Raw genomic sequence first — 23,443 nt, 5'->3', positions numbered from 1 at the left:
TCAGTGATAGTGGGTAGCGCTGCCCCCGCAAGTATCGCTCTAAGCATTCCAGTACCAAGGGGCTGCGAAGCTCAATAGTGCGTGCTCGCAGTTCGTCTGGAGTTAACCAAATTGCTTGCTCAATGTCAGTGTCGAGTTTTTGTTCTGGACAAAATGCGATAGGCCGAGCAAAAAAACTGGTGCGTTGATAAGTCACGCCATTTTCCGGCGCCGTGTACAGACCGACACCTATGACCCCTAAAATCTCTACCCGCCACTGAGTTTCCTCCAGTGTTTCTCGCAGCGCCGCTGCCACTAGACTCTCATCTTTTTCAAGATGTCCCGCCGGCTGGTTTATTACTCTGCGGCCATGTTTGATTTCTTCAACGAATAAAAACTTACCATCGTTTTCAACCAAAGTCGCGACGGTTACATGGGGCTGCCAATCCATAGGGTCTTCCGCTTGCTAAAGTGGTAATTGTAACAGGCACAATGCGTTAAGAACTACGCTTACGAGGCCACCGCTTATGAGTTTTGCCGCCAGCAGGCTTCGGCTTGGCGCTCCTGCGAGGCTTATAACGAGCAAATTCAGGCCCTAGGGTGAGTGGGGTATATTCCCCTGGCGCCAGGCTTTCAATGCTCCAGTCGCCAATGCTCGCGCGTATCAAGCGCAGGGTAGGGAAGCCGGCCGCGGCAGTCATACGTCGAACCTGCCTGTTGCGGCCTTCACTTATTGTCAGGCTTATCCAGCTGGTAGGAATATTGGCGCGAAAACGGACCGGCGGCGTGCGGCCCCAGAGCCCTGCAGGCTCATCCATTTGCTTTACTATTGCCGGCAAAGTGGGACCATCGTTTAACTGCACGCCTTTTTTCAGCGCGGCCAAGGCCTCATCGCTGACATCACCTTCAAGTTGTACCCAATAGGTTTTGGGTAACTTATGCCGTGGGTGACTTATCTGATGCTGCAGTTCGCCGTCGCCGGTTAAAATCATCAGCCCCTCGGAATCATAATCGAGCCTGCCGGCTGGATATATCGAGGGTATCCTGATGTAATCAGATAGGTTGGCTCGGCCATCAGCGTCAGTAAACTGACTCATGACCTGAAAGGGCTTATTAAATAAAAAAATATCACTCACGCTAAAATAGGCTCATTCATAGAAGAAATCTGGGTATAAAGTGTTATGATGACTTGCTTTTTGCTGAAGCTGCATTGTAGCAAATTGCAGTTTATTTCGTTTGTGAGCGAGCACGAGCACAGATATTAACTGATAAACCATGGAGTCAAAAATGGGATACCAACATATCAAGGTACCTACTGCGGGCGAGAAAATTACCGTTAATGCGGATCTTTCCCTCAATGTACCCGATCGGCCAATTATTCCTTTTATCGAAGGTGATGGCATCGGAGCAGACATTACTCCGGCGATGATCAACGTAGTTGATGCAGCCGTTGAAAAAGCCTACTCAGGCACTAAGAAAATCAGCTGGATGGAAATTTACACCGGCGAAAAAGCGGCAGAGCTGTATGACGGTGATTGGTTCCCGGCAGAAACTCTAGATGCAATTAAAGATTACGTCGTTGGCATTAAAGGTCCGCTAACGACACCAGTTGGTGGTGGCTTTCGTTCTTTAAACGTCGCCTTGCGTCAAGAATTAGATCTTTACGTCTGTCAGCGTCCAGTGCGCTGGTTTGAAGGTGTGCCGTCTCCGGTGAAAGAGCCAGGCAAAACCAATATGGTTATTTTCCGCGAAAACTCTGAAGATATTTATGCAGGGATTGAGTGGAAAGCCGGCACTCCTGAAGTCGCTAAGGTGATTGAATTCCTACAGGAAGAAATGGGCGTTACCAAAATCCGATTCCCACAAGAATGCGGTATTGGTATCAAGCCAGTTTCTAAAGAAGGTACTCAGCGCTTAGTACGTAAAGCCCTTCAGTACACCATCGACCAAGATTTGCCGTCACTGACCATCGTGCACAAAGGCAATATCATGAAGTTCACCGAAGGTGCTTTCAAAAACTGGGCTTACGAGCTAGCAATGGAAGAATTTGGTGGCGAACTGCTCGACGGCGGCCCCTGGGTAAGCATTAAGAACCCAAACACCGGCAAAGATATCGTCGTTAAAGACGTCATCGCTGATGCCATGCTTCAGCAAGTGTTGTTGCGTCCGGACGAGTACAGCGTTATCGCGACACTCAACCTCAACGGCGATTACTTGTCTGATGCGCTTGCTGCGCAGGTCGGTGGTATTGGTATCGCGCCAGGAGCAAACCTGAGTGATAATATTGCTCTATTTGAAGCGACACACGGCACTGCGCCCAAGTACACAGGCCAAGACAAAGTGAACCCCGGATCACTGATTTTGTCTGCGGAAATGATGCTGCGTCACATGGGCTGGAATGAAGCTGCAGACTTGATCATTGTCGGTATGAATGGCGCAATTCAAGCTAAGACTGTGACCTATGACTTTGAGCGCCTGATGGAAGGTGCTACCTTGCTGAAATGTTCAGAGTTTGGCGACGCAATCGTTAAACATATGGCATAGTGTCTATTCGCCACCGGCGCTCGTCGGTGGCGATATTCTTTAGCAGGTAATCTTTTTTCTTTCAGGCTTCGTCAGACGCTTGAATATCAGTAGCATGCAGCCCCTTGGGGCCCGGCTCGGAGCTAAACTTCACGCTTTGTCCCGCCTTCAAAGTTTTATAACCTTCCATCGTAATGGCGGAATAGTGCGCAAAAATTTCTTCTTCACTATTTTCCGCGACGATGAAACCATAGCCTTTGGCGTTATTGAACCACTTTACAACACCTTGCTGCATAGCTTTACTTCCCTAGTTATAGTTATAGTTATGGTCGAATTTACGAAAACAGCCTTGTATTTTACGACTTAGCCCCCATTTTTAAAACAGTCCGGCCTCGCCGTCAAGTTAAGAAGACGTAAGGGGTGAAGTTGGTGAATTTCCCTATTGCGCGAGGTTAAAGTGGTGATAAGCTCAGGTAAAGCGAGTGAATATGCATATTAATATCCGAAATTCAGGCGATAAGCCCGACGAAGACAACGGCAGCGGCTTGGCAATTCAGGAGTCAAAACCGGAATTAAAAAAGCCACGTATGTATGCTGTGGTGTTATTAAATGATGACTACACACCAATGGAGTTTGTAGTTGAAATTTTAGAAGATTTCTTTTACTTGGATCGGCAACGCGCCACACAAGTAATGCTTGCAGTGCACACCAAAGGTAAAGGCGTGTGCGGTGTGTTTACTAAAGATATCGCCGAAACTAAGGCGGCACAAGTAAACCAATACGCAAGAGATAATGGGCACCCGCTACTTGCTGAGACAGAAGATAGCGATGCCTGAAGTTTTTAATGTCAAAATGCGGATGTAATCTATGTTGAGCAAAGATCTCGAAACAACATTGAGCCAGGCATTTAAATCGGCTCGCAGTCGTCGGCATGAGTTTATGACCGTCGAACACCTCTTATTGGCCTTGGCCGATAATGAGGCCGCCGTGAAAGTGCTGTTGGCATGCGGTGCGGATTTGACCCAGCTTAAAGGTGAACTTAAGGAATTTGTCGAGGCAACGACGCCTCGCATCCCTGAAGATGATGCCGAACGCGACACCCAGCCAACTCTGGGTTTTCAGCGGGTACTGCAGCGCGCTGTTTTCCATGTGCAGTCCTCCGGCAAACAGGAAGTGACTGGCGCAAATGTGCTTGTGGCCATGTTTAGTGAGCAAGAGAGCCAAGCGGTTTATTTTTTGAAGTCGCAAAACGTTAATCGTCTTGATGTGGTTAATTACATTACCCACGGGATCTCTAAAGTCTCCGGTGCGGAAGGTCCTGATCAAGAGCAGCAAGATCAAGACGCAGAAAATACTGATCCAGAGCAGCGTCCGCTAGACAACTTCGCTACTAATTTAAATGAAGAAGCAAAGGCCGGTCGCATAGACCCGCTTATTGGTCGCGCTGACGAAGTGGAACGGGTTGCCCAAATTCTTACCCGACGCCGCAAAAATAACCCGCTATTAGTGGGCGAGTCCGGTGTTGGCAAAACCGCGATTGCAGAAGGCCTAGCAAAACGTATTGTCGATGGTGAAGTGCCTGACGTGCTCATTGGCAGCGTAGTGTACTCCCTTGATATGGGCGCCTTACTCGCGGGCACTAAATATCGCGGCGACTTTGAAAAGCGCTTGAAAGGCCTGCTCTCAGACCTTAAAAAACGCGAAGGCGCCATTTTGTTCATCGATGAAATCCATACCATCATTGGTGCGGGTGCAGCGTCTGGCGGAGTAATGGATGCGTCCAATCTCTTAAAGCCATTGCTGAGTTCCGGTCAAATGCGTTGTATCGGCTCCACTACTTTCCAAGAATATCGTGGGATTTTCGATAAGGATCGTGCCTTGAGTCGCCGTTTCCAGAAGGTCGATATCAATGAGCCGTCTGTAGAAGATACCTTTTTAATTCTAAAAGGGCTGCGCTCACGCTTCGAAAGCCACCATGAACTCAAGTACACCGACGGTGCCCTGCGTTCAGCAGCTGAGTTATCAGCGCGTTATATCAACGACCGTTTTTTGCCGGACAAGGCCATCGACGTGATCGATGAGGCGGGTGCCTATCAGCGTTTGCAGAAGCCTGAAAATCGAGTTGAAAAAATAGACATCGCCGAAGTCGAAGCGATAGTGGCTAAGATTGCCCGTATACCGCCTAAAAGTGTGTCGTCGGACGATCGTGCATCACTTGCCAAGCTTGAAGACAATCTGAAAATGGTGGTTTTCGGTCAAGATAAAGCGGTGGCCGAGCTAAGCGCTTCGATCAAACTTGCTCGCGCAGGCCTGAAGTCAGTAGAAAAGCCCATTGGCAGCTTCTTACTGGCAGGCCCAACAGGAGTGGGTAAAACTGAAATTTGCCGACAACTTGCTAAACTGCTCGGCTTGGAGTTATTGCGCTTCGATATGTCCGAGTATATGGAGCGTCATACCGTGTCACGGTTAATTGGTGCACCGCCAGGCTATGTTGGTTTTGATCAAGGTGGTTTGCTAACCGACTCGGTTACCAAGCATCCGCATTCAGTGGTGTTGTTGGATGAGATTGAAAAAGCGCATCCTGACTTATTTAACTTGTTATTACAGGTGATGGACCACGGCTCACTCACTGACAACAATGGTCGAAAAGCGGATTTCCGAAATGTGATTTTCGTGATGACGACCAACGCTGGTGCCGAGAGCATGAGCCGCCGCTCAATCGGCTTCACTGAGCAGGATAACCAAACCGACTCTAGCGAGGCGATTAACCGCTTGTTTACACCCGAGTTCCGCAATCGCTTAGATAGCGTGATTACATTTGTGCCGCTGGAAGCTGATGTGATATTAACCGTGGTCGATAAGTTCCTAGTCGAGCTGCAAGCTCAATTAGACGACAAACAAGTTGTGCTGGAAGTTGACGACGCCGCACGGCAATGGTTAGTCGACAAAGGCTACGACAAGACTATGGGCGCAAGGCCGATGGCTCGCATTATTCAGGAGCATATCAAAAAGCCGCTCGCTGAGATGGTGCTGTTCGGTTGTCTAGAGAAGCAGGGCGGGACGGTCAGCATCACGGTTGAAGGTGATGGCCTAGCTCTTACCGCAGACACAGTGGATGAAGAGGAGAGCCAGACCTGCGAATAAGGTATTCGCTTAGCGGCCGCGGAAAGTGATGCGGCCTTTACTGAGGTCATAGGGGGTTAATTCAACCTTGACCTTATCTCCGGTTAATATCCGGATGTAATGCTTACGCATTTTGCCTGAGATATGAGCGGTCACTACGTGGCCATTCTCTAAGCGCACGCGAAACGTGGTATTTGGCAAAGTATCAATGACTTCGCCTTCCATTTCTATCTGGTCTTCTTTCGCCATTCGGCAACTATCCTCGAAAGTCTTTAAGAATTAATAATTGAAAAGCACTGAGGCCACGACGGGCTATCAAAACTGCGCGCATTTTGCCTTAATTTACTGTGCTTGGCAATTTCCATAGTAGATTGTTAGCCCAATACTAAAGTTTAAACTCAGTCTAGTTGTACCCAACGGCTATTTATTAGCAGTTCTATAGGGCGATAATCAGATTTGTACGCCATTTTTTGGCAGTCACGGATCCAATATCCAAGATAGGTATACGGTAAATTAAGGGATTTTGCGTATTTAATTTGCCAAAGAATACCGTAAACACCCAAACTGCGTCGGCTTAATTCTGGATCATAAAATGTGTAGATCGCCGATAAACCGTCATCTAACACATCGGTGACCGCAACGGCCACCAGAACACTGTCGTCATAAAAATGTAGGTATTCAGTCGCCGCGTTGCCTGAAGCTAAAAAACTATTAAATTGTTCCCTCGATGGCGGAAACATATCACCGTCGCGATGGCGGATATTAATATATCGCTCGTATAAGTCGTATGCCTGTTCACAGAGTGTTGGCATTATTTTGCTTGTTAAATCTGTATTGCGATTGAGAACTTTACGCTGACTACGCGTTGGCACGAAAGTGCTCACCGGCACCCTGCTGGAAATACAGTCATTGCAGCTATTGCAGTCGGGGCGATAAATATGATTTCCGCTGCGCCGAAATCCACGTCGAGATAGCTCGCTGTATACCGCGTGTGAAGGCGACATATCAGGATCGATAAAAATAGTCTTTGCCTCTCGATCGTCGAAATAGCTGCAGGGGTGAGGATGCGTAGCGTAGAGTTTTATTTCCTTTGAATCTGTCATACCTAATCCGTGGGCGTGGACTTTCCGTAAGCCCAATTCATTACCCAATACTCCGGCGGTTGCCCGACGGCATTGGTGTATTGCTCAAGATGCTGTTTAAAGGTTCCGCGAGGTATTTCTTGTGCACCCATGCTGTCAAGGTAGTCATTTCCAACCTGACAATCAATGAGTGGATACCCCCATTGTTGAAGTTGTCCGCAAAGATGTACCAGTGCAATTTTCGAGGCATTGGCCTCGCGACTAAACATCGACTCACCGAAAAACATCTGACCGATCGCTATGCCATAAAGACCACCAATGAGATCACCATCCCGCCAAACTTCAACAGAATGTGCCCAGCCGGCTCGATGGAGCGCCTGATACGCTGCGCGCATATCGTCTGTTATCCAGGTGCCTTGGCGCTTGGGACTTAGCTCGGCGCAGCCCTCTAGCACTTCGTTAAACGCAGTATCGAAACTGACCGAATAAGCAGCACGACGCAGTGTCTTACGCAAGCTACGGTTGATGTACACCTGATCCGGATATAAAACGGCACGTGGCTGCGGAGACCACCAAAGAATGGGCTGCGATTCCTCGTACCAAGGGAAAATACCTTGTCGATACGCTGCCAAAATTCGATCTTTAGTAAGGTCACCGCCAACGGCTAGCAAGCCGTTGGGGTCATCTAGGGCATTTTCGACGTTGGGGAAATCCAGCTTATCGATATCGAGCCAAGGAATAGTCGCCATAAGATAAGCCGCCAGGCTTTAGACTAAATCGTCGAGATAGCGCTCAGCATCAAGTGCGGCCATACAGCCAAAGCCGGCAGAGGTAACTGCTTGACGGTAAATATGATCAGCGACATCGCCAGCGGCAAACACACCCTCAACACTGGTGCGGGTTACATTGCCCTGAGTACCACTATTTATAGTTAAATAACCGTCTTTCATATCTAACTGGCCATCAAAAATATCGGTATTTGGCTTGTGACCAATAGCAATAAACACCCCAGCAACATCAATCTCTTGGGTACTGCCATCTTTGGTGCTTTTTATTCGCAAGCCAGTTACGCCGCTATCGTCACCCAATACTTCATCTAGGGTGTTGTGCCATAAAATATTGATATTGCCATTGGCTGCGCGTTCAAGCAGTTTATCTTGCAATATTTTTTCAGAACGCAAAGTGTCGCGACGATGTATCAGTGTCACCTCAGAAGCAATATTAGATAGATACAAAGCTTCTTCGACGGCGGTATTACCACCGCCAATAACGGCGACTTTTTTGCCGCGATAAAAGAATCCGTCGCAGGTCGCGCAGGCTGAAACGCCTTTACCCATGAACGCTTCCTCGGAGGCTAGGCCCAAGTATTGAGCAGAAGCGCCAGTAGCAATAATTAAACCGTCACAGGTATAAGTTTTACTACCTTTCAGCGTAAACGGTCTGTTTTTCAGATCGACAGACTCAATATGATCGGAAATAACTTTTGTATCAAAGCGCTCAGCGTGCTCTTGCATCCTAACCATCAGCTCTGGTCCCTGAACGCCGTTTTGATCACCTGGCCAGTTATCGACATCGGTGGTGGTAGTGAGCTGACCACCTTGCTGAATACCAGCAATAACCACGGGGTTAAGATTGGCGCGGGCAGCGTAAACAGCTGCGGTATAGCCGGCAGGGCCCGAACCTAGAATAATTAGACGATGGTGTTGACTGTCGCTCATAAAATTAGTGTATTCCATTCAGGGGAGTGAACGTACTGCACTCCGAATTGACTGATATAAGGCGCATATCATAGGGGAATTTGTTATCCGCATCAAAATGTCTTCGCGGCGACAAATACCTAGACATAGTGCTAATATTGGGTCCGATTTGGTATTTTCAATAGCCTCATCTTTAGCGTCATTAACATACCACTCTTTCTCGTAACGGCATCATAGAATGTGTCAATGGCCGTTTAAGCTAGAAGTAACTAGGAAATTGTTTTCTTTTGCCTAAACCGACAACAAAATTAGCGCCAGATAACCGCGAAGTCTTGCATTTGCGCCTCCGTGAAGGCCTTTTAATTGGCTTCGTTGCCGTGTGCATTTATATATTCGTGTCTCTACTGACTTACAGCGGCAATGACCCTGGGTGGTCTAGAACAGGCAATGGCGATGGCGTGATGAACGCTGGCGGTCCGGTGGGTGCGTGGCTGGCCGATGTATTCTTTGCCTTGTTTGGCTTTATGGCCTACGTTTTCCCCAGTATGTTAGCGTTTCGGGCCTGGCGTTTATTTAAGTCGCGCTATCGTCCAGCCGACTTTGACTCCCTGGTTTTTTCTCTGCGTGTTATTGGTTTAGTGCTGGTCATGATATCTAGTACCGGACTGGCAGCAAATGGCGATTATGGCAATAGCGGCCTACCGTTTGGTGCCGGCGGCGTGCTGGGGGACGCGGTAGGGCACGCTACTCTAGCGTCTTTTAATGAATTTGGCAGTCGCCTGCTATTAATTGCTATTTTACTATTTGGCTTAACAGTGTTCACTGATCTGTCATGGATAAAATTCATGGACTCCCTTGGCGCCTCAACCCTGCGTTTATGTCAGCAAGCCACTGATGCTGTTTATCGCTATCGCCAAGCCCGGGCAGAACGTAAAAAAGCTGCCACCGCAAGCAAGGCGCGTCACGAAGCGTTTACGACCAAAACTGAAATTCAGAAGACGCGTATTCCACCGCAAATAGCGCCGCCGCCAAAACCCGTCGCAAAGTCGTCGCGTCCAGAAAAAGAGCGCCAAACCTCATTGTTCGACGGACCGGTAACCGGCACATTACCGTCGTTAAATCTCTTAGATAGAGCGGTTCATAATCCAGAGCGCGGTTTTTCGCCAGAAACCCTGGAAGCGATGTCGCGTCTACTTGAAATCAAGTTACTAGATTTTGGTGTGTCCGCAAAAGTCATTGCGGTGTTCCCTGGGCCGGTTATCACGCGCTTTGAACTAGAGCCTGACGCCGGCGTAAAAGTCAGTAAAATTTCTAATTTGGTAAAAGATTTAGCCCGCTCCCTCGCAGTGGTGAGCGTAAGGGTGGTCGAGGTTATTCCCGGTAAACCCTATGTGGGCATAGAGATCCCCAACGAAGATCGCGAAATCGTTAACTTTCATGATGTGCTGGCATCCCAGGTGTTTGAAGCCAGTAAATCGCCGCTAACGCTTGCCCTAGGGCATGATATTTCCGGCGAACCGGTATGCGCCGACCTCGGCAAAATGCCTCATTTGCTCGTGGCGGGCACCACCGGTTCAGGTAAGTCTGTTGGCGTAAATGCGATGTTGATAAGCCTCTTATACAAATCGACACCGGAAGAAGTACGCTTGATGCTGGTAGACCCCAAGATGCTGGAACTATCGGTATACGATGGTATTCCGCACTTATTGACCCCCGTTATTACCGATATGAAAGATGCCGCCAATGGCCTGCGCTGGTGTGTGGCTGAGATGGAGCGCCGCTATAAGTTAATGTCTAAGATGGGCGTTCGTAATCTGGCAGGGTTTAATCGCAAGATCAAAGACGCCATTCTCGCTGGCGAGCCTATTAAAGATCCATTGTGGAAGCCAGAAGACCATTATCAGGCTGGATTGGAAGAGGCCCAGGCTCCCGACTTAATCGTGCTGCCATCGATCGTGGTGGTGATCGATGAGTTTGCCGATATGATGATGATCGTCGGCAAGAAGGTCGAAGAATTAATTGCCCGTATCGCACAAAAAGCGCGAGCGGCAGGTATTCATTTACTACTCGCTACGCAGCGGCCCTCGGTTGATGTGATTACCGGTTTGATCAAGGCCAATGTGCCAACGCGTATCGGTTTTCAAGTGTCTTCTAAAATCGACTCGCGAACTATTTTGGATCAAGGCGGAGCAGAACAGCTTTTAGGGCACGGCGACATGCTGTACTTGCCGCCAGGGGCGGGTATCCCGATTCGAGTCCACGGCGCCTTTGTGTCCGATGAAGAAGTGCATAGAGTGGTCGCAGACTGGAAGCGCCGCGGTGAACCGCAATATATCGATGGCCTGCTAGAAGAGGGCAGCACCACCGATGCCATGCCGGGAATGCCTGCCGAAGGCAGCGATGACGGTGAAGGTGATGTGCTCTATGACGAAGCCGTTCAATACGTAACCCAAAGTCGGCGGGCATCAATTTCCGCCGTTCAGCGTAAATTACGCATTGGATATAATCGCGCGGCACGATTAATTGAAACAATGGAAGTCGCCGGTGTCGTAACTGAGATGGCCAGCAACGGAAGTCGAGAAGTACTGGCGCCACCTCCACGCGATTAGAAGTGAAAATTATGCGAGACACAACTGTACCTTGGCCCTCTGACAGCGGCACCAGAGCACTCAATCGCTTATTTATGGCGACAAACCAACTGATTAGCCGCACATTTTCCTCTTCAATGAGTGAGATTTTGACGCGTTCAAAGACTTCTATGCGTCAGCTGTTTGTGTTTTTTTGTTTGTCTCTGCTGCAACTTCCCGCCTTTGCTGAAGGCGATGTCGCCCAGCTGCATCTGCATCTTTCCGGCGCCCAAAGCCTGAAGGCCAAGTTTGTTCAGCAGGTTCGCGACGTAAGCGGCGAATTACTGCAGGAAAGCAAGGGTACAATTGCCTTAAACCGGCCAAATAAACTCCGCTGGGAAAGCCTTGAACCGTTTCGTTATCTGCTGATAAGTAATGGCGAAACCGTGTGGCGCTATGACGCTGACCTTGAACAGTTGAATACTGATCCCTTTGATTCTCAAATGTCACAAACCCCGGCAATGATTATTGGCGCATCTATTGATCAACTTGCTGCGGACTATGACGTCAGAGTGATTAAATCAGCTAGCACTCGTGAATTTGTGTTAATTCCAAAGCAGCAGGGCACTTTTTCAGAAATGCGACTCGTATTCAATATGGGCAAGCTGACCGGAATGCGTTTGGTCGACACCCTAGAACAAACCACTCAGATTGATTTCGTCGACGCAAAATATAACATTAAATTCGACCCTAAAACCTTCGAATTTAATGAATCTGCGGCACGCCAGCCTTGAGTGACGCCCAAGCAGCAATGCCATTGGCGGCAAGGATGCGGCCGCAGACACTGGAATTCTATCTTGGCCAAGAGCACCTATTGGCTGAGGACAAACCACTGCGCAGGGCACTGGACTCGGGCCAGCTTCATTCGATGATATTTTGGGGCCCACCGGGCGTGGGTAAAACCACCTTAGCGCAATTGATAGCCCAGCTCTGTGATGCTCATTTCATCAGTCTTTCTGCGGTTTTAGCCGGCGTAAAAGATATCCGCATAGCCGTCGAAGAAGCCAAAAAGCAGCAGTTTTTTAAGCGTAGAACAATATTATTTATCGACGAAGTGCACCGCTTTAATAAAGCCCAACAAGATGCCTTCTTGCCCTATGTTGAAGATGGCACCGTAATTTTTGTTGGTGCCACTACCGAAAATCCATCCTTTGAAATCAATAATGCATTGTTGTCGCGGGCGCGGGTTTATCAGTTAAACGCCCTGACCGACGATGCCCTAATCAATATCGTTAAACACGCCGCTGAACGCGAAGGCTGGGAAATAGATCCCGCCCAAGTCGCGCTGATCGCCGCCCATGCCGATGGTGATGCCCGGCGCGCTTTAAATCTTATTGAACTCGCTGGCGATATGGTAAAAAGCCGGAGTGAGGGAAAAACCCTCAGCGAAGAAGTAATTGCTCAAGTTCTCAACGGCCAGCCGCGCCGTTTTGATAAGGGTGGCGATCTCTTTTATGAGCAAATTTCAGCCCTGCATAAGGCTGTGCGCGGTAGCTCAGCTGACGGCGCTCTATATTGGTTTGCCCGTATGCTTGACGGCGGCTGCGAGCCCTTGTACATCGCAAGACGTTTGGTTCGTATGGCCAGTGAAGATATTGGCAATGCCGACCCAAGAGCACTGCGAATCTGTTTAGACGCTTGGGATGCCCAAGAGCGCTTGGGTAGCCCTGAGGGCGAGTTGGCCATGGCGCAGGCCGTCTGCTACCTAGCCTCCGCACCCAAAAGTAATGCGGTATACACCGCCTACAATCATATTCGCCGCGATATTGCCGCCATGCCAAGTTATGGCGTGCCCATGCATTTGCGCAATGCACCAACGGGCATGATGAAGAAACAGGGCTTCGGCGACGGCTATCGCTATGCCCACGATGAAGTTGATGCCTACGCCGCCGGTGAGAACTACCTGCCAGAAGAGATTAAAGACACGATCTACTATCAGCCGGTTGAACGCGGTTTAGAGAAAAAAATCGCTGAAAAAATGCGTTATTTACGAGAACGAGATGCGGCATCGCCGCACACACGCTATCGTTAAGCCGAATGCGGTAGAATAGAGCGCCTCAAATCGGAGACTAAATTCGTGCAAGTGTATTTTCTAATTGCCATAGGCGGCGCCTTTGGTGCATTGAGCCGTTATGGCATCGGTCGCGCGGTGAACATTTATTTGGCGCAGGTTCACTGGCCTTTGGGTACATTTGCAATCAATATTGTCGGCTCATTCACAATCGGCGCGCTCTATGTTGTCATCACCGAGAAGTCGGCGCTGCACGACGACTGGCGCTACGTGCTGATAGTGGGCTTTCTAGGTGCGTTTACCACCTTTTCAACCTTCTCATTAGAGTCGGTAGCAATGCTTGAGGCGGGTAAAATCGCCATGGCAATGCTGTATATGTCTGCAACACTGGCCACCTGCGTTATTGGCTGCTGGTTGGGAATGGGATTGGCTAGATTATAAAGTAGTATTAAATACAGATCGTTGGAGATTGATTTAAATGTTAGATGTTAAGAAAGTTCGGCTCGATCCTCAGGCTATTGCCGGCGCGCTGAGCAAAAAAGAATACACGTTTGACGTCGCTGAGTTCGAAGCCTTAGACGCCTTGCGTAAGCAGGCAGACATCAATAGCCAAAATTTATTAGCAGAGCGGAAAAAAGCGTCCAAGCAAGTTGGCGAGCTCATCAAGTCCGGCCTCAATGTCGATGACGCCAAAGCCCAAGTGAACGAAAGCCTAGCAAAAATTGAAACCGAGCTTGAAGCACTAAAACATCAAGCCAAGGAAGCCAACGACGCGCTAGACCATCTTTTAATGGCGGTGCCCAATTTACCGGCTGATGAGGTGCCGGCTGGCAAAGACGAGGCCAGCAATATAGAAGTATTGCGCTGGGGCGAGCCAAGAAACTTTGACTTTGACGCAAAAGACCACGTTGACGTTGGTGAGAATCTCGGCGGCTTAGATTTTGAAGTTGCCACCAAAATTACCGGTAGTCGCTTTGCGGTAATGCGCGGTGGTTTAGCCCGTATGCATCGCGCCCTAATACAATTAATGCTAGATACTCACACCCTTGAACACGGGTATCAGGAAGTTTACGTTCCCTATATGGTGAATGCAGAATCACTTCGTGGCACAGGCCAACTGCCTAAGTTCGAAGCGGATTTATTTAAATTACAGGGAGATTCCGGTTACTACCTGATTCCAACGGCAGAAGTACCGGTCACAAATTTATACCGGAACACCATTGTCGAGCCGACAGAATTAGAACAAGGACTGCGTTTTACCTGCCATACCCCCTGTTTCCGAAGCGAAGCGGGTAGTTATGGCCGCGATACCCGAGGCATGATCCGTCAGCATCAATTTGAGAAAGTTGAACTCGTACAATTTGTACGTCCAAGCGAGTCCGATGCGGCATTGGAAGCCCTATGCGGGCACGCCGAAGCCATTCTGCAAAAGTTAAACCTGCCTTATCGTAAAGTGATTTTATGCGGTGGCGACCTCGGATTTTCGGCGCGTAAAACCTACGACTTGGAAGTGTGGTTACCAGGCCAAAGTGCGTATCGCGAGATCTCATCCTGCAGTAATTTTGGTGACTTCCAAGCGCGTCGGATGTTAGCGCGCTGGCGCAACCCCGAAACCGGCAAGCCTGAACTGTTACACACCCTAAACGGCTCTGGGCTGGCGGTAGGGCGCACTTTGGTGGCCATTCTAGAAAATTACCAGCAAGCAGATGGCTCGCTATCTGTGCCGACGGTACTTCATAGTTATATGGGCGGCATAACTCAGCTAAAAGTTGGAGAGTTCTGAGCGAATGGATTTTCTTCCACTATTCACTGACCTTCGCAACAAACCGTGTTTATTAATTGGCGGTGGTCAGGTTGCGTTACGTAAATCTCGCTTACTCTGCAAGGCGGGCGCGCAAGTGCGTTTGGTTTCCCACGAAATCTTGCCGGAGTTGTCGTCATTGGTTTTGAATGCCGGCGGCGAATGTATTCGTGGAGATTACGGCGATCATCTACTAGACAATGTGTTTTTGGTTATTGCCGCAACCGACGACCAAGCTCTCAATAGTCGCGTCTCGGCCGCCTGTCACCAGCGGAATATTCCGGTCAATGTGGTTGATGATCCAGCACTGTGTAGTGTTATTTTACCGGCAATTATCGACCGTTCCCCTCTGATTATTGCCATAAGCAGCGGCGGCAAAAGTCCGGTCCTTGCGCGCATGATGCGCTCGCGCTTAGAGGCCAGTATCCCCGCCGCGTACGGCCGCTTAGGTAATTTAGCTAGCCAGTTCCGGGATGCTGTAAAAGAACGTTTTGAAAACATTGAAGATCGTCGTCATTTCTGGGAGAAGGCCCTGCAGGGGCCGGTGGCAGAAATGGTATTTGCCGGCAACGATAAAGCCGCAGCAACCATGCTGGAAGACGCCATTAAAAATGGCAGCATCGACAATGGCGGCGAAGTCTATTTAATTGGCGCCGGACCTGGCGATCCAGACCTAATGACATTTAAGGCACTGCGCTTGCTGCAACGCGCGGACGTGGTTTTGTACGACCGTCTGGTTGCCCCTGCGATTGTCGATATGTGTCGTAAAGATGCGGAGCGCGTCTATGTCGGCAAAGCGCGCTCAGACCACGCTGTTCCTCAACAAGATATTAATAGCTTGCTCGTGAAGTACGCGAGAGAGGGAAAAAAAGTCGCCCGCTTAAAAGGTGGCGACCCCTTTATATTCGGTCGCGGCGGCGAGGAGATAGAAGAGCTAGCGCAGCACAAAATCCCGTTTCAGGTTGTACCTGGCATAACCGCAGCGGCGGGTTGTGCAAGTTACGCGGGTATACCTCTTACTCACCGTGACTATGCCCAGTCAGTGCGCTTTGTTACTGGTCATCTAAAAGACAACAGCATTAATTTACCGTGGGAAGAATTAGCAAAACCAGCACAAACCGTAGTGTTTTATATGGGTCTGATTGGTCTGCCAAGTATTTGCGAAAAACTAATCGAATTTGGTCGCCCAGCAGACACCCCAATTGCCCTTATTCAGCAAGGCACCACCTCAGATCAAAAAGTGGTGGTGGCCACGCTGGCAACGATGGTTGAAAAGTTAAAGCACGAACCTGTGCGGGCACCCACCTTAATTATTGTTGGCGAGGTGGTTAAATTACGAGAAAAACTGGCTTGGTACGAGAAATACGACTTGACCAAAGTAGACATATAAAACATTTTATCTAGACATTAATGTACAAGGAGTCAGCGTGAGCGAGACTATTTACGATCTATTTGTTATCGGAGCGGGTTCAGGTGGAGTCCGCGCTGCCAGGATATCGGCAGGGTTTGGCGCCAAAGTCGCCATAGCTGAGTCGCGGTATTTAGGCGGCACCTGTGTCAACGTAGGGTGTGTACCAAAAAAACTATTTAGCTACGCTGCGCATTATCGTGAAGATTTTAGCGATGCCAAAGGCTTTGGTTGGGATAGCGTCGTAGAAAAACTCGATTGGCCGCGTCTGCGAGATAATAAAACCAAGGAAATCGAACGCCTCAATGGCATTTACGGCAATCTGCTAAGTAACGCCGGCGTTGAGTTAATCAATGGTCACGCTAAAATCTTAGACGCTAATACGGTCGAAGTTGAGGGCGTGAAGTTCACCGCAAAAAATATTCTTATTGCAGTTGGCGGCTGGCCCTTTATTCCTGACATTCCGGGCCGGGAATTCGCTATTAGCTCCAATGAGTTATTCTATTTAGACACGCTACCCAAACACGCTGTTGTGGTCGGCGGCGGCTACGTTGCCACCGAATTTGCAGGAATACTGCACGGCTTAGGGGTAGAAATTGAGCAGATTTATCGCCGCGATTTATTTCTGCGCGGTTTCGATACTGAGATCCGCCAAGAGTTGGCTGAAGAAATGAAAGCCAAGGGCGTCAAGCTGCGTTTCAATGAAAACGTGGTCGCTATCACTAAGCGGGGCGATCAATACGCGCTGGAACTCGAAAGCGGTGAAACGCTTATTACCGACAAAGTTCTATATGCTACCGGGCGCAATCCCATGCTCGAAGGTCTTGGCTTAGAAAATACTAAGGTTAGTCTAAATGACAAAGGCTATATCGCCGTTGACGAGGGCTTTCAAACAAGTGAGCCATCTATTTACGCCGTCGGCGATGTTATCGGAGGTATGGAGCTAACCCCGGTCGCGCTAGCCGAAGGCATGAACCTCGCCAAGCGTTTGTTTGATGGTGATAACAGCGTCCTAGACTACAACTTTATCCCGACTGCGATTTTTTCCAATCCCAATTTGGCCACTGTCGGTTTTAACGAAGAAGATGCGCGCGAGCGCTTCGGCGATATCGCGGTATACACCTCGCGCTTCACCCATTTAAAGCACACCCTAAGCGGCAATAAAACCAAGACCTTTTTAAAGCTGATAGTAGATAAGGCCAGTGACAAGGTTGTTGGCGCGCATATGATGGGTGACGATGCTGGGGAGATTATTCAAGGTTTGGCTGTGGCAATTAAAGCGGGGGCCACCAAGGCCGATTTTGACGCGACTATTGGCATTCACCCCACGGTTGCCGAAGAGTTTGTCACCATGAGAAACGCTAGCCGCTAAGAGCAGCTAGCCAACTCGGCTTAGCCCGCCCTATGGGCGTCGGGCTAAGCGCTCAGGCAAAAAGTAGGGCAGGGCATCAACCAGAATATGACTCGCTTCAGTTAACAGCGGATCACGTTCCTTGTCTTTACTCTTGCCATCCTCCTCCGTTTCAACGATCGCGTCTGATTCTTCATCGGTCATCGCGATGTCGTCTTCACTGTTTTCTTCAAGCGCGTCCAAGGGTTCTTCCCCTTTGCCAACGCGACGGCGGTTCTCCATCGCTAATAAATGCACCTTCTGGGCATCGCGCTCGGATTTCCGCAGATCAATATTCAATGACATATGGGTCTTACTGCGCATAGTTTCAATCACCGCAATTTGTTCCTGCAGAAACTGAAAATCGGGATCTTTAGCAATGCGTTTGTCGTGCTTGCGCTGCAAGGTCGCCATTCCTGACTTTAAGTCGAAATAATAACGGTGATTAGCCTCGCGAATCCGATCCCAGCGCAGGGCGTTATCGAGAACACTTTCGCCTATCTCTGCCATATTATACAAAGGCGGGAATGCAATATCAGGAATAACACCACGGTTCTGAGTGCTGTCACCTGACACGCGGTAGAACTTAGATTCAGTCAGTTTCAACTGGCCGTGACTTAGCGGATTCACAGACTGCACCGTGCCCTTACCAAACGATTGGGTGCCCACAACTATACCGCGCTGATAGTCCTGTATCGCGCCGGCAAAAATTTCAGAGGCCGAGGCACTCATGCGGTTGATTAACACCACTAGTGGCCCAGTGTAATAGGGTGAACTGCGGCGCTTACCTTCCTTAATTATCTTCGCGTTAGACTGCCGGATTTGCACCGTCGGTCCGGATTCAATAAATAATCCGACCATTGCATTGGCTTCAGCTAAGGAGCCGCCGCCATTATCCCTAAGATCAATAATAATGCCCTCAGCACCTTCGCTCAGCAGTTCACCTAAAATACGGTGGACGTCGCGGGTGGTACTGCGGAATTCGGTATCACCGGCGCGATAGGCTTCAAAGTCGAGATAAAACATCGGAACGTCTATCACACCAACTTGGTGTGCTTCGCCGTCGCTATCAATGATATCAATCATTTCACCCGCAGCACTTTGGTCTTCAAGTTTTACTTCGTTGCGTTCAATGGTGATCTCACGACGGGCTTCGTCGCTCTTGGCAATCGCTGGGATCACTTCTAGACGCACAAACGATCCCGCTGCGCCGCGTATTAAGTCAACCACATCATCCAAACGCCAGCCGACAACATCTTGCATTTCGCTTTTTTTACCTTGCGCAACGCCGATGATTTTATCCGCAGGTTGCAGCTGTCCCTGTTTGTCAGCCGGGCCAGCGGGCACCAAGCGAACCACCTTGGTGTAGTCGTCTTCCATCTGTAAAACGGCGCCAATGCCTTCCAGCTTGAGGCTCATATTAATCTGGAAGTTCTCGGAGATACGTGGCGAAAAATAATCGGTGTGGGGGTCATAAAGAGACGCAAATGCGTTCACATAAATTTGAAACGCATCTTCGGCTTCCAGCTGTGTCATCCGCTTAATTTGGTTTTTAAAGCGCTTACTGAGTAATTCGACTATGCCTTCATCATCTTTATCTGCAAGCCGCAGGCCGAGGACGCGATTTTTAATTTGCTTGCGCCAAACTTCGTCCGCTTCAGCATTGTTGGCCGGCCAAGTAGCTTTACTGCGATCAAGTTCAATATCTTCTTTAACGCTAAAATCCATTGCCGCAATCTGCGCAGGCAAGGTATCTATGGTGTTTTCCATGCGGGAAACCATGCGTTCGCGGTAGCGATTGAAGATAATGAAACCCGCGCTGACGCTAGATTTATTCAGTTCATCATCGAGTTTGCTGCGATACTTTTGGAAATCAGCGATATCACTGGCAATTAAAAACAAGCGATTAGGGTCCAGGTCGTCCAGAAACGCGTCGAGTAACTTGCCCGAAAGATCATCATTCAAAGCTAGCTTCACGTAGTGGCGACTATCAAGTTGCTCCACCATATCGTGAATGGCCGCGGTATGCGTTTTATCTGGTTTTAGGGCGGTGAGCGCGCTGTCGGCAAATACCGAGAGACTGAAAAAAGCCAATAGTGTGGCAACGATTACCGCGCCATTCGATTTGCCGTTGCGAAGAGCTTGTATAATTAACATTGAATACCGCATCTCAAAGTCTAGGTGGACGTTACTATGTTACACCGCAAGCCTACTGAATGCAGGCCCAGCGCGTAAATCAAACCTTACGCGAGCCTCAGCGTAGAAGTTTAGCGTTGTTGTAGACGATTTTTATTAACAAAATCGACATATTCCTAATTGAATTCCCGCGTTACACTTCCTATATACGCAATTTACGAGTGAAATGGAGCAATTTACGTGAGCAAAAACCCAAAACTAGCCATGGTAGAACAGTATATACGCGCCTTAACTGAGCACGATATGGCGGCTATTAGAAACTTATATGCTGACGACGCCACAGTTGAGGATCCCGTCGGCTCTGAACCCCTAAGCGGCAAGGCCGCCATCATACGATTCTATGAAGTCGCTTTTAGTTCCGGAATTTCTGCCCGGCTGGACGGTCCAGTAAGGATCGCCGCCAATCACGCGGTGTTTCCTTTTGTGGTAGAACTAAACCCCGGCAATGGTGAAATGCGAATTGACGTCATAGATCAGTTCACCTTCAATGACGACAACAAAGTTATCGCCATGAAAGCATTTTGGGGCGAAGAGAATATGAAGACATCATAAATCCTGCATTCAATAGCTGAGTATTACTCCGACTGATATTTAAATATCGATGTTTAGATATCAGTCTCGGCAGTGAGCCTAACATCTAAAACCACTCATTTTTCATGGCGTACGGCACGTCATCAAAACGGCATAGTAAATCTGCCTGCGGCCCAATTTGCGGCAACTCCCACTGAATACAGTAGCGAGCAGCCTGCAGCTTTCCTTTGTAGAAGTTGTGATCCGCTTCATGAAGCTCCTTTTTTGCCAGCCCGCGCGCGGCCGCTAGGCCCTGCTTTATCCACAACCACGACACTAATACCCGCCCGAACAAATCAAGGTAAACCGTAGCATTAGCCAAACTCAGGTCGGTATTCTCAGCCATGTTGCCAATCAGCGTCTTGGTCACGGTATTAAGGCTACTGAGGGCTCTGGAATCATGTGAATATCTTTGCCTTCAAAATGCGGCTCATTGGCATCGCCCTTGGCATTGTGATTAGCAAAGTAACGCTGTGAAATAGTGTGTGCGGTATCGAGCTTGGCGTTAAAGACTTCTCTGGAGTGGTCTTGGTAACGCGGACGGTTTAGCAACGCTTCGGTATCCAGCAACTCGTATAGCAAGAAATCAAGATCGCGACTACTTAATAGCGTAGTGCTCATAAGGTCTTACCTACGTCATTCATAGCTCTTTATACGTCGGTGACGCTGGTTTTGATCCGCTGTAGATAATAAACAAGCACAAGCGCTTATTAATCTGTCTAAAGTAATGCCTTGCCAGCGTGTTTCTTGCCAGACCTCAAATTCTCGCGTCACGTAAAAGGTGCTGCTAGCTAATATTTCGGACTGATTTATTGGCGTTATTTGCACCTTATGTGCAATTAGCAGATATGCCTAATCACAATATTGTGCGATGGTTGTATTGCCAATATCGGCCGCAAGCACATAAGATTGATGTCTAATGTATTTTCTGCCGACATACTTTGCCGCGCAAGAGCCGAGCCATATTTTCTCAACACTAATAAAGGCAAATAAAAATGACTCCGATGATGAACACCCAGCTCACAATCACCTCCATAATGAAACACGCGGAGCAAATCAATGGCTCAGTGGAAGTGGTATCCGTCACCGCCGACAACCCTCGCCACAGATACACCTACCGAGATGCCTTTGCTCGTGTAAGGCAGTTGGCAAATGCACTTGATGCACTTGGCTTGGAGCAGGGCGACACCATCGCCACATTTGCGTGGAACGACTATCGCCACTTAGAGATATACTACGCGGTGTCGTGTAGCGGCATGATCTGCCACACTGTTAACCCGCGCTTGTTCCCGGAGCAAATTGAATACATTGTTAACCACGGTCGCGACAAGTGGGTCTTTCTAGATTTGACTATGGTGCCACTGCTCGAGTCGTTAAAGGATGTGATGCCAGACGTTAAGGGCTTTGTGGTAATGACTGACGAAGCACATATGCCGGAGACCAGTCTTGCCAATGCGCATTGCTACGAAACCTTACTTGCCGCGCAAACATCGGAGTTCGAGTGGCCAGAACTAGATGAAAATACGCCATCTGCGCTGTGTTACACCTCTGGAACAACCGGCAATCCCAAAGGCGTCATGTACACCCATCGCTCTACCTTGCTGCATTGCTATGCGATTATCGCGCCTGATGTTATCGGCCTATCTGTCAAAGACGTCGCGCTTCCGATAGTGCCAATGTTTCACGTAAATGGCTGGGGCTTGGTATACGCCGCACCAATGACCGGCACAAAGCTGGTTATGCCTGGCGCCAAAATGGGCTGTGGTGAAACCCTATGCACCCTGATCAACGAAGAGAAGGTCACCGCGTCAGCCGGCGTACCAACAGTGTGGTTGGCCTTATTGGATTACCTTAATAAATCTGGAAAAACCATCGAAAGCCTCAACCGAGTTACCGTCGGTGGCGCGGCCTGTCCGTTTTATATTTTAGATGTATTCCGCGAAAAATATGGCGTAGACGTACAGCAGGGCTGGGGAATGACAGAAATGAACCCACTGGGTACCTATAACGGTACTGTGCCACCACCAGTGGCAAACCTTTCTCCAGAAGAATACGACAAAAAGCGTTTGAAGCAGGGTCGTCCGGTCTTTGGCGTGGAATTAAAAATTGTGGATGCAGACAATAAATCACTACCGTGGGATGGCAAAAGCGCGGGCGCCGTTAAGGTGCGCGGCCCCTGGATAATCAATGAATATTATCGCTACGACGGACAAACCCTTGATGATGATGGCTGGTTTGAAACCGGCGACGTTGCCTGCATGGACGAACACGGCTATATGCAAATCACCGACCGTGTGAAAGATGTTATTAAATCTGGCGGGGAATGGATTAGCTCAATTGAACTGGAAAATTGCGCGGTCAATCACCCCAAAGTGGCCGAAGCCGCCGTGGTTGGTATGCCACATCCAAAATGGAGCGAACGCCCGTTATTGTTAGTGATACTGCAAGAGGGCGAAACGCTCAGCCGTGAAGAGATGCTGTCATGGTTCGACGATAAAGTATCTAAATGGTGGATTCCAGAGGAGTGCCTCTTTGTCGACTCACTACCCCATACGGCGACCGGTAAACTCAGTAAAAAAGACATCCGTACGGAATACGCAGGTTTCAGCTGGCCCGAATAGCTTCTGACTATTGTTTATCGCTCATTCGCGGCATTTAAAAACATGGCACTCGCGGTGCCATGTAGCTATTTTATGTTGATTCACCCATAACTTGGCCACCGCCTTACTCATAAGATGGCCGAATTGTCATTAGCGGTCAGTCGCTCGACTCGGGGACGTCCAACTAAAGCTGTCAAACTCGTATTCAGCAGCATTGCGCTCACTAATCCTGAGGGGAATCATTTAACTAATTGATTTTTATTGATAAGTGATTATGCTCAGAGCTAAGGGATTCCACATCAAATGCAGGATGCACACTAATGAAAAAATCATTTCAGACTTACTATCACTCTAATTTAAATAGAATAATTCTGCTTAATCACCTCAAAGCTTAGACTCGTTATGTACCAGAGTTATAAAACGCAGCGCATTTGAA

22 protein-coding genes are annotated in these 23,443 nt (G+C 48.9%); 12 read left to right on the top strand and 10 right to left on the bottom strand.

All coding sequences use genetic code 11. From position 1 onward, the window contains the following. Together ACI955_RS04460 and ACI955_RS04455 are read right to left on the bottom strand one after the other, a co-directional pair. Positions 1-430: NUDIX hydrolase (locus ACI955_RS04460; RefSeq protein ID WP_415242530.1), on the bottom strand; the 430-nt coding region annotated here is incomplete at its 3' end. A 46-nt stretch (positions 431-476) separates the two neighbouring features. After that, positions 477-1,115, bottom strand: coding sequence for a pseudouridine synthase (locus tag ACI955_RS04455; RefSeq protein ID WP_415242529.1), 639 nt, complete (start codon positions 1,113-1,115; stop codon positions 477-479). A gap of 151 nt (positions 1,116-1,266) precedes the next feature. Here ACI955_RS04455 and icd point away from each other — a divergent pair, with 151 nt between their 5' ends. Continuing rightward, complete coding sequence (icd, locus tag ACI955_RS04450; protein ID WP_415242528.1) at positions 1,267-2,523, top strand: NADP-dependent isocitrate dehydrogenase; 1,257 nt, start codon at positions 1,267-1,269, stop codon at positions 2,521-2,523. Positions 2,524-2,584: 61 nt separating this feature from the next. Here icd and ACI955_RS04445 read toward each other — a convergent pair whose 3' ends face one another. Beyond that, positions 2,585-2,797, bottom strand: a complete 213-nt coding sequence (locus tag ACI955_RS04445) for a cold shock domain-containing protein (RefSeq protein WP_415242527.1) — start codon at positions 2,795-2,797, stop codon at positions 2,585-2,587. 193 nt (positions 2,798-2,990) lie between these two features. Between ACI955_RS04445 and clpS the strand changes: the two genes are divergently transcribed. After that, on the top strand, positions 2,991-3,338 hold the full coding sequence (clpS, locus tag ACI955_RS04440; RefSeq protein ID WP_415242533.1) for an ATP-dependent Clp protease adapter ClpS: 348 nt from the start codon (positions 2,991-2,993) through the stop codon (positions 3,336-3,338). Positions 3,339-3,369: 31 nt separating this feature from the next. Further along, positions 3,370-5,646 carry an ATP-dependent Clp protease ATP-binding subunit ClpA gene (clpA, locus tag ACI955_RS04435; protein ID WP_415242526.1) on the top strand — a complete coding sequence of 759 codons (2,277 nt, stop codon included), beginning with the start codon at positions 3,370-3,372 and terminating at the stop codon, positions 5,644-5,646. Positions 5,647-5,655: 9 nt separating this feature from the next. Here the strand turns inward: clpA and infA are convergent, their stop codons facing one another. The 4 genes from infA to trxB form a co-directional block, all read right to left on the bottom strand. Then, the gene (gene infA, locus ACI955_RS04430; protein ID WP_008247839.1) at positions 5,656-5,874 is read right to left on the bottom strand and encodes a translation initiation factor IF-1; all 219 of its coding nucleotides are present in this window, start codon (positions 5,872-5,874) and stop codon (positions 5,656-5,658) included. 149 nt (positions 5,875-6,023) lie between these two features. Continuing rightward, on the bottom strand, positions 6,024-6,728 hold the full coding sequence (locus tag ACI955_RS04425; RefSeq protein WP_415242525.1) for an arginyltransferase: 705 nt from the start codon (positions 6,726-6,728) through the stop codon (positions 6,024-6,026). 2 nt (positions 6,729-6,730) lie between these two features. After that, the gene (aat, locus tag ACI955_RS04420) at positions 6,731-7,456 is read right to left on the bottom strand and encodes a leucyl/phenylalanyl-tRNA--protein transferase (protein ID WP_415242524.1); all 726 of its coding nucleotides are present in this window, start codon (positions 7,454-7,456) and stop codon (positions 6,731-6,733) included. An 18-nt stretch (positions 7,457-7,474) separates the two neighbouring features. Beyond that, a complete protein-coding gene (gene trxB / locus ACI955_RS04415) occupies positions 7,475-8,425 on the bottom strand; it encodes a thioredoxin-disulfide reductase (protein ID WP_415242523.1) in 951 nt (316 codons plus the stop codon). A gap of 266 nt (positions 8,426-8,691) precedes the next feature. Here trxB and ACI955_RS04410 point away from each other — a divergent pair, with 266 nt between their 5' ends. Genes ACI955_RS04410 through gorA form a run of 7 tightly spaced genes read left to right on the top strand, consistent with a single transcriptional unit; the run spans position 8,692 to position 17,623 of the window. Beyond that, positions 8,692-11,013 (top strand): DNA translocase FtsK, encoded by a 2,322-nt coding sequence (locus tag ACI955_RS04410; RefSeq protein WP_415242522.1) that lies wholly within the window; start codon positions 8,692-8,694, stop codon positions 11,011-11,013. Between the two features lie 11 nt (positions 11,014-11,024). Beyond that, positions 11,025-11,765 (top strand): outer membrane lipoprotein chaperone LolA, encoded by a 741-nt coding sequence (gene lolA, locus ACI955_RS04405; protein ID WP_415242521.1) that lies wholly within the window; start codon positions 11,025-11,027, stop codon positions 11,763-11,765. A gap of 17 nt (positions 11,766-11,782) precedes the next feature. Next, entirely contained in the window at positions 11,783-13,063 is a 1,281-nt protein-coding gene (locus ACI955_RS04400) for a replication-associated recombination protein A (protein WP_415242532.1), read from the top strand. 45 nt (positions 13,064-13,108) lie between these two features. Continuing rightward, complete coding sequence (crcB, locus tag ACI955_RS04395; protein WP_415242520.1) at positions 13,109-13,483, top strand: fluoride efflux transporter CrcB; 375 nt, start codon at positions 13,109-13,111, stop codon at positions 13,481-13,483. Positions 13,484-13,520: 37 nt separating this feature from the next. Then, positions 13,521-14,825 (top strand): serine--tRNA ligase, encoded by a 1,305-nt coding sequence (serS, locus tag ACI955_RS04390; RefSeq protein WP_415242519.1) that lies wholly within the window; start codon positions 13,521-13,523, stop codon positions 14,823-14,825. 4 nt (positions 14,826-14,829) lie between these two features. Continuing rightward, entirely contained in the window at positions 14,830-16,233 is a 1,404-nt protein-coding gene (gene cysG / locus ACI955_RS04385) for a siroheme synthase CysG (RefSeq protein ID WP_415242518.1), read from the top strand. A gap of 37 nt (positions 16,234-16,270) precedes the next feature. After that, entirely contained in the window at positions 16,271-17,623 is a 1,353-nt protein-coding gene (gorA, locus tag ACI955_RS04380) for a glutathione-disulfide reductase (RefSeq protein ID WP_415242517.1), read from the top strand. Between the two features lie 30 nt (positions 17,624-17,653). Here gorA and ACI955_RS04375 read toward each other — a convergent pair whose 3' ends face one another. Beyond that, a complete protein-coding gene (locus ACI955_RS04375) occupies positions 17,654-19,798 on the bottom strand; it encodes a carboxy terminal-processing peptidase (protein ID WP_415242516.1) in 2,145 nt (714 codons plus the stop codon). 219 nt (positions 19,799-20,017) lie between these two features. Between ACI955_RS04375 and ACI955_RS04370 the strand changes: the two genes are divergently transcribed. Beyond that, complete coding sequence (locus tag ACI955_RS04370; RefSeq protein ID WP_415242515.1) at positions 20,018-20,389, top strand: nuclear transport factor 2 family protein; 372 nt, start codon at positions 20,018-20,020, stop codon at positions 20,387-20,389. An 85-nt stretch (positions 20,390-20,474) separates the two neighbouring features. Here the strand turns inward: ACI955_RS04370 and ACI955_RS04365 are convergent, their stop codons facing one another. Both ACI955_RS04365 and ACI955_RS04360 read right to left on the bottom strand, forming a co-directional pair. Further along, a complete protein-coding gene (locus ACI955_RS04365) occupies positions 20,475-20,777 on the bottom strand; it encodes an acyl-CoA dehydrogenase C-terminal domain-containing protein (RefSeq protein ID WP_415242514.1) in 303 nt (100 codons plus the stop codon). Continuing rightward, a complete protein-coding gene (locus ACI955_RS04360; protein WP_415242513.1) occupies positions 20,774-21,028 on the bottom strand; it encodes an acyl-CoA dehydrogenase N-terminal domain-containing protein in 255 nt (84 codons plus the stop codon). Before ACI955_RS04360 ends, ACI955_RS04365 begins: the two co-directional genes overlap by 4 nt. Before the next feature lie 374 nt (positions 21,029-21,402). Here ACI955_RS04360 and ACI955_RS04355 point away from each other — a divergent pair, with 374 nt between their 5' ends. Next, positions 21,403-23,028, top strand: coding sequence for a long-chain fatty acid--CoA ligase (locus tag ACI955_RS04355; RefSeq protein ID WP_415242512.1), 1,626 nt, complete (start codon positions 21,403-21,405; stop codon positions 23,026-23,028). The last annotated feature ends 415 nt before the right edge of the window (positions 23,029-23,443 follow it).

The sequence above is a fragment of the Zhongshania sp. genome (genome assembly GCF_047636175.1).
GTDB lineage: Bacteria > Pseudomonadota > Gammaproteobacteria > Pseudomonadales > Spongiibacteraceae > Spongiibacter.
Note: the sequence above shows the minus strand (reverse complement) of the source record. Positions and strands in the feature narration are given on the sequence as shown.

What these genes read in the sequence shown, in the direction of transcription:
- infA (WP_008247839.1), bottom strand. Translation starts at nt 5,874, where the DNA reads ATGGCGAAAGAAGACCAGATAGAAATGGAAGGCGAAGTCATTGATACT.
- ACI955_RS04400 (WP_415242532.1), top strand. Translation starts at nt 11,783, where the DNA reads ATGCCATTGGCGGCAAGGATGCGGCCGCAGACACTGGAATTCTATCTT.
- serS (WP_415242519.1), top strand. Translation starts at nt 13,521, where the DNA reads ATGTTAGATGTTAAGAAAGTTCGGCTCGATCCTCAGGCTATTGCCGGC.
- cysG (WP_415242518.1), top strand. Translation starts at nt 14,830, where the DNA reads ATGGATTTTCTTCCACTATTCACTGACCTTCGCAACAAACCGTGTTTA.
- ACI955_RS04375 (WP_415242516.1), bottom strand. Translation starts at nt 19,798, where the DNA reads ATGTTAATTATACAAGCTCTTCGCAACGGCAAATCGAATGGCGCGGTA.
- ACI955_RS04355 (WP_415242512.1), top strand. Translation starts at nt 21,403, where the DNA reads ATGACTCCGATGATGAACACCCAGCTCACAATCACCTCCATAATGAAA.
- aat (WP_415242524.1), bottom strand. Translation starts at nt 7,456, where the DNA reads ATGGCGACTATTCCTTGGCTCGATATCGATAAGCTGGATTTCCCCAAC.
- trxB (WP_415242523.1), bottom strand. Translation starts at nt 8,425, where the DNA reads ATGAGCGACAGTCAACACCATCGTCTAATTATTCTAGGTTCGGGCCCT.
- ACI955_RS04360 (WP_415242513.1), bottom strand. Translation starts at nt 21,028, where the DNA reads ATGAGCACTACGCTATTAAGTAGTCGCGATCTTGATTTCTTGCTATAC.
- clpS (WP_415242533.1), top strand. Translation starts at nt 2,991, where the DNA reads ATGCATATTAATATCCGAAATTCAGGCGATAAGCCCGACGAAGACAAC.
- icd (WP_415242528.1), top strand. Translation starts at nt 1,267, where the DNA reads ATGGGATACCAACATATCAAGGTACCTACTGCGGGCGAGAAAATTACC.
- ACI955_RS04445 (WP_415242527.1), bottom strand. Translation starts at nt 2,797, where the DNA reads ATGCAGCAAGGTGTTGTAAAGTGGTTCAATAACGCCAAAGGCTATGGT.
- lolA (WP_415242521.1), top strand. Translation starts at nt 11,025, where the DNA reads ATGCGAGACACAACTGTACCTTGGCCCTCTGACAGCGGCACCAGAGCA.
- clpA (WP_415242526.1), top strand. Translation starts at nt 3,370, where the DNA reads ATGTTGAGCAAAGATCTCGAAACAACATTGAGCCAGGCATTTAAATCG.
- ACI955_RS04425 (WP_415242525.1), bottom strand. Translation starts at nt 6,728, where the DNA reads ATGACAGATTCAAAGGAAATAAAACTCTACGCTACGCATCCTCACCCC.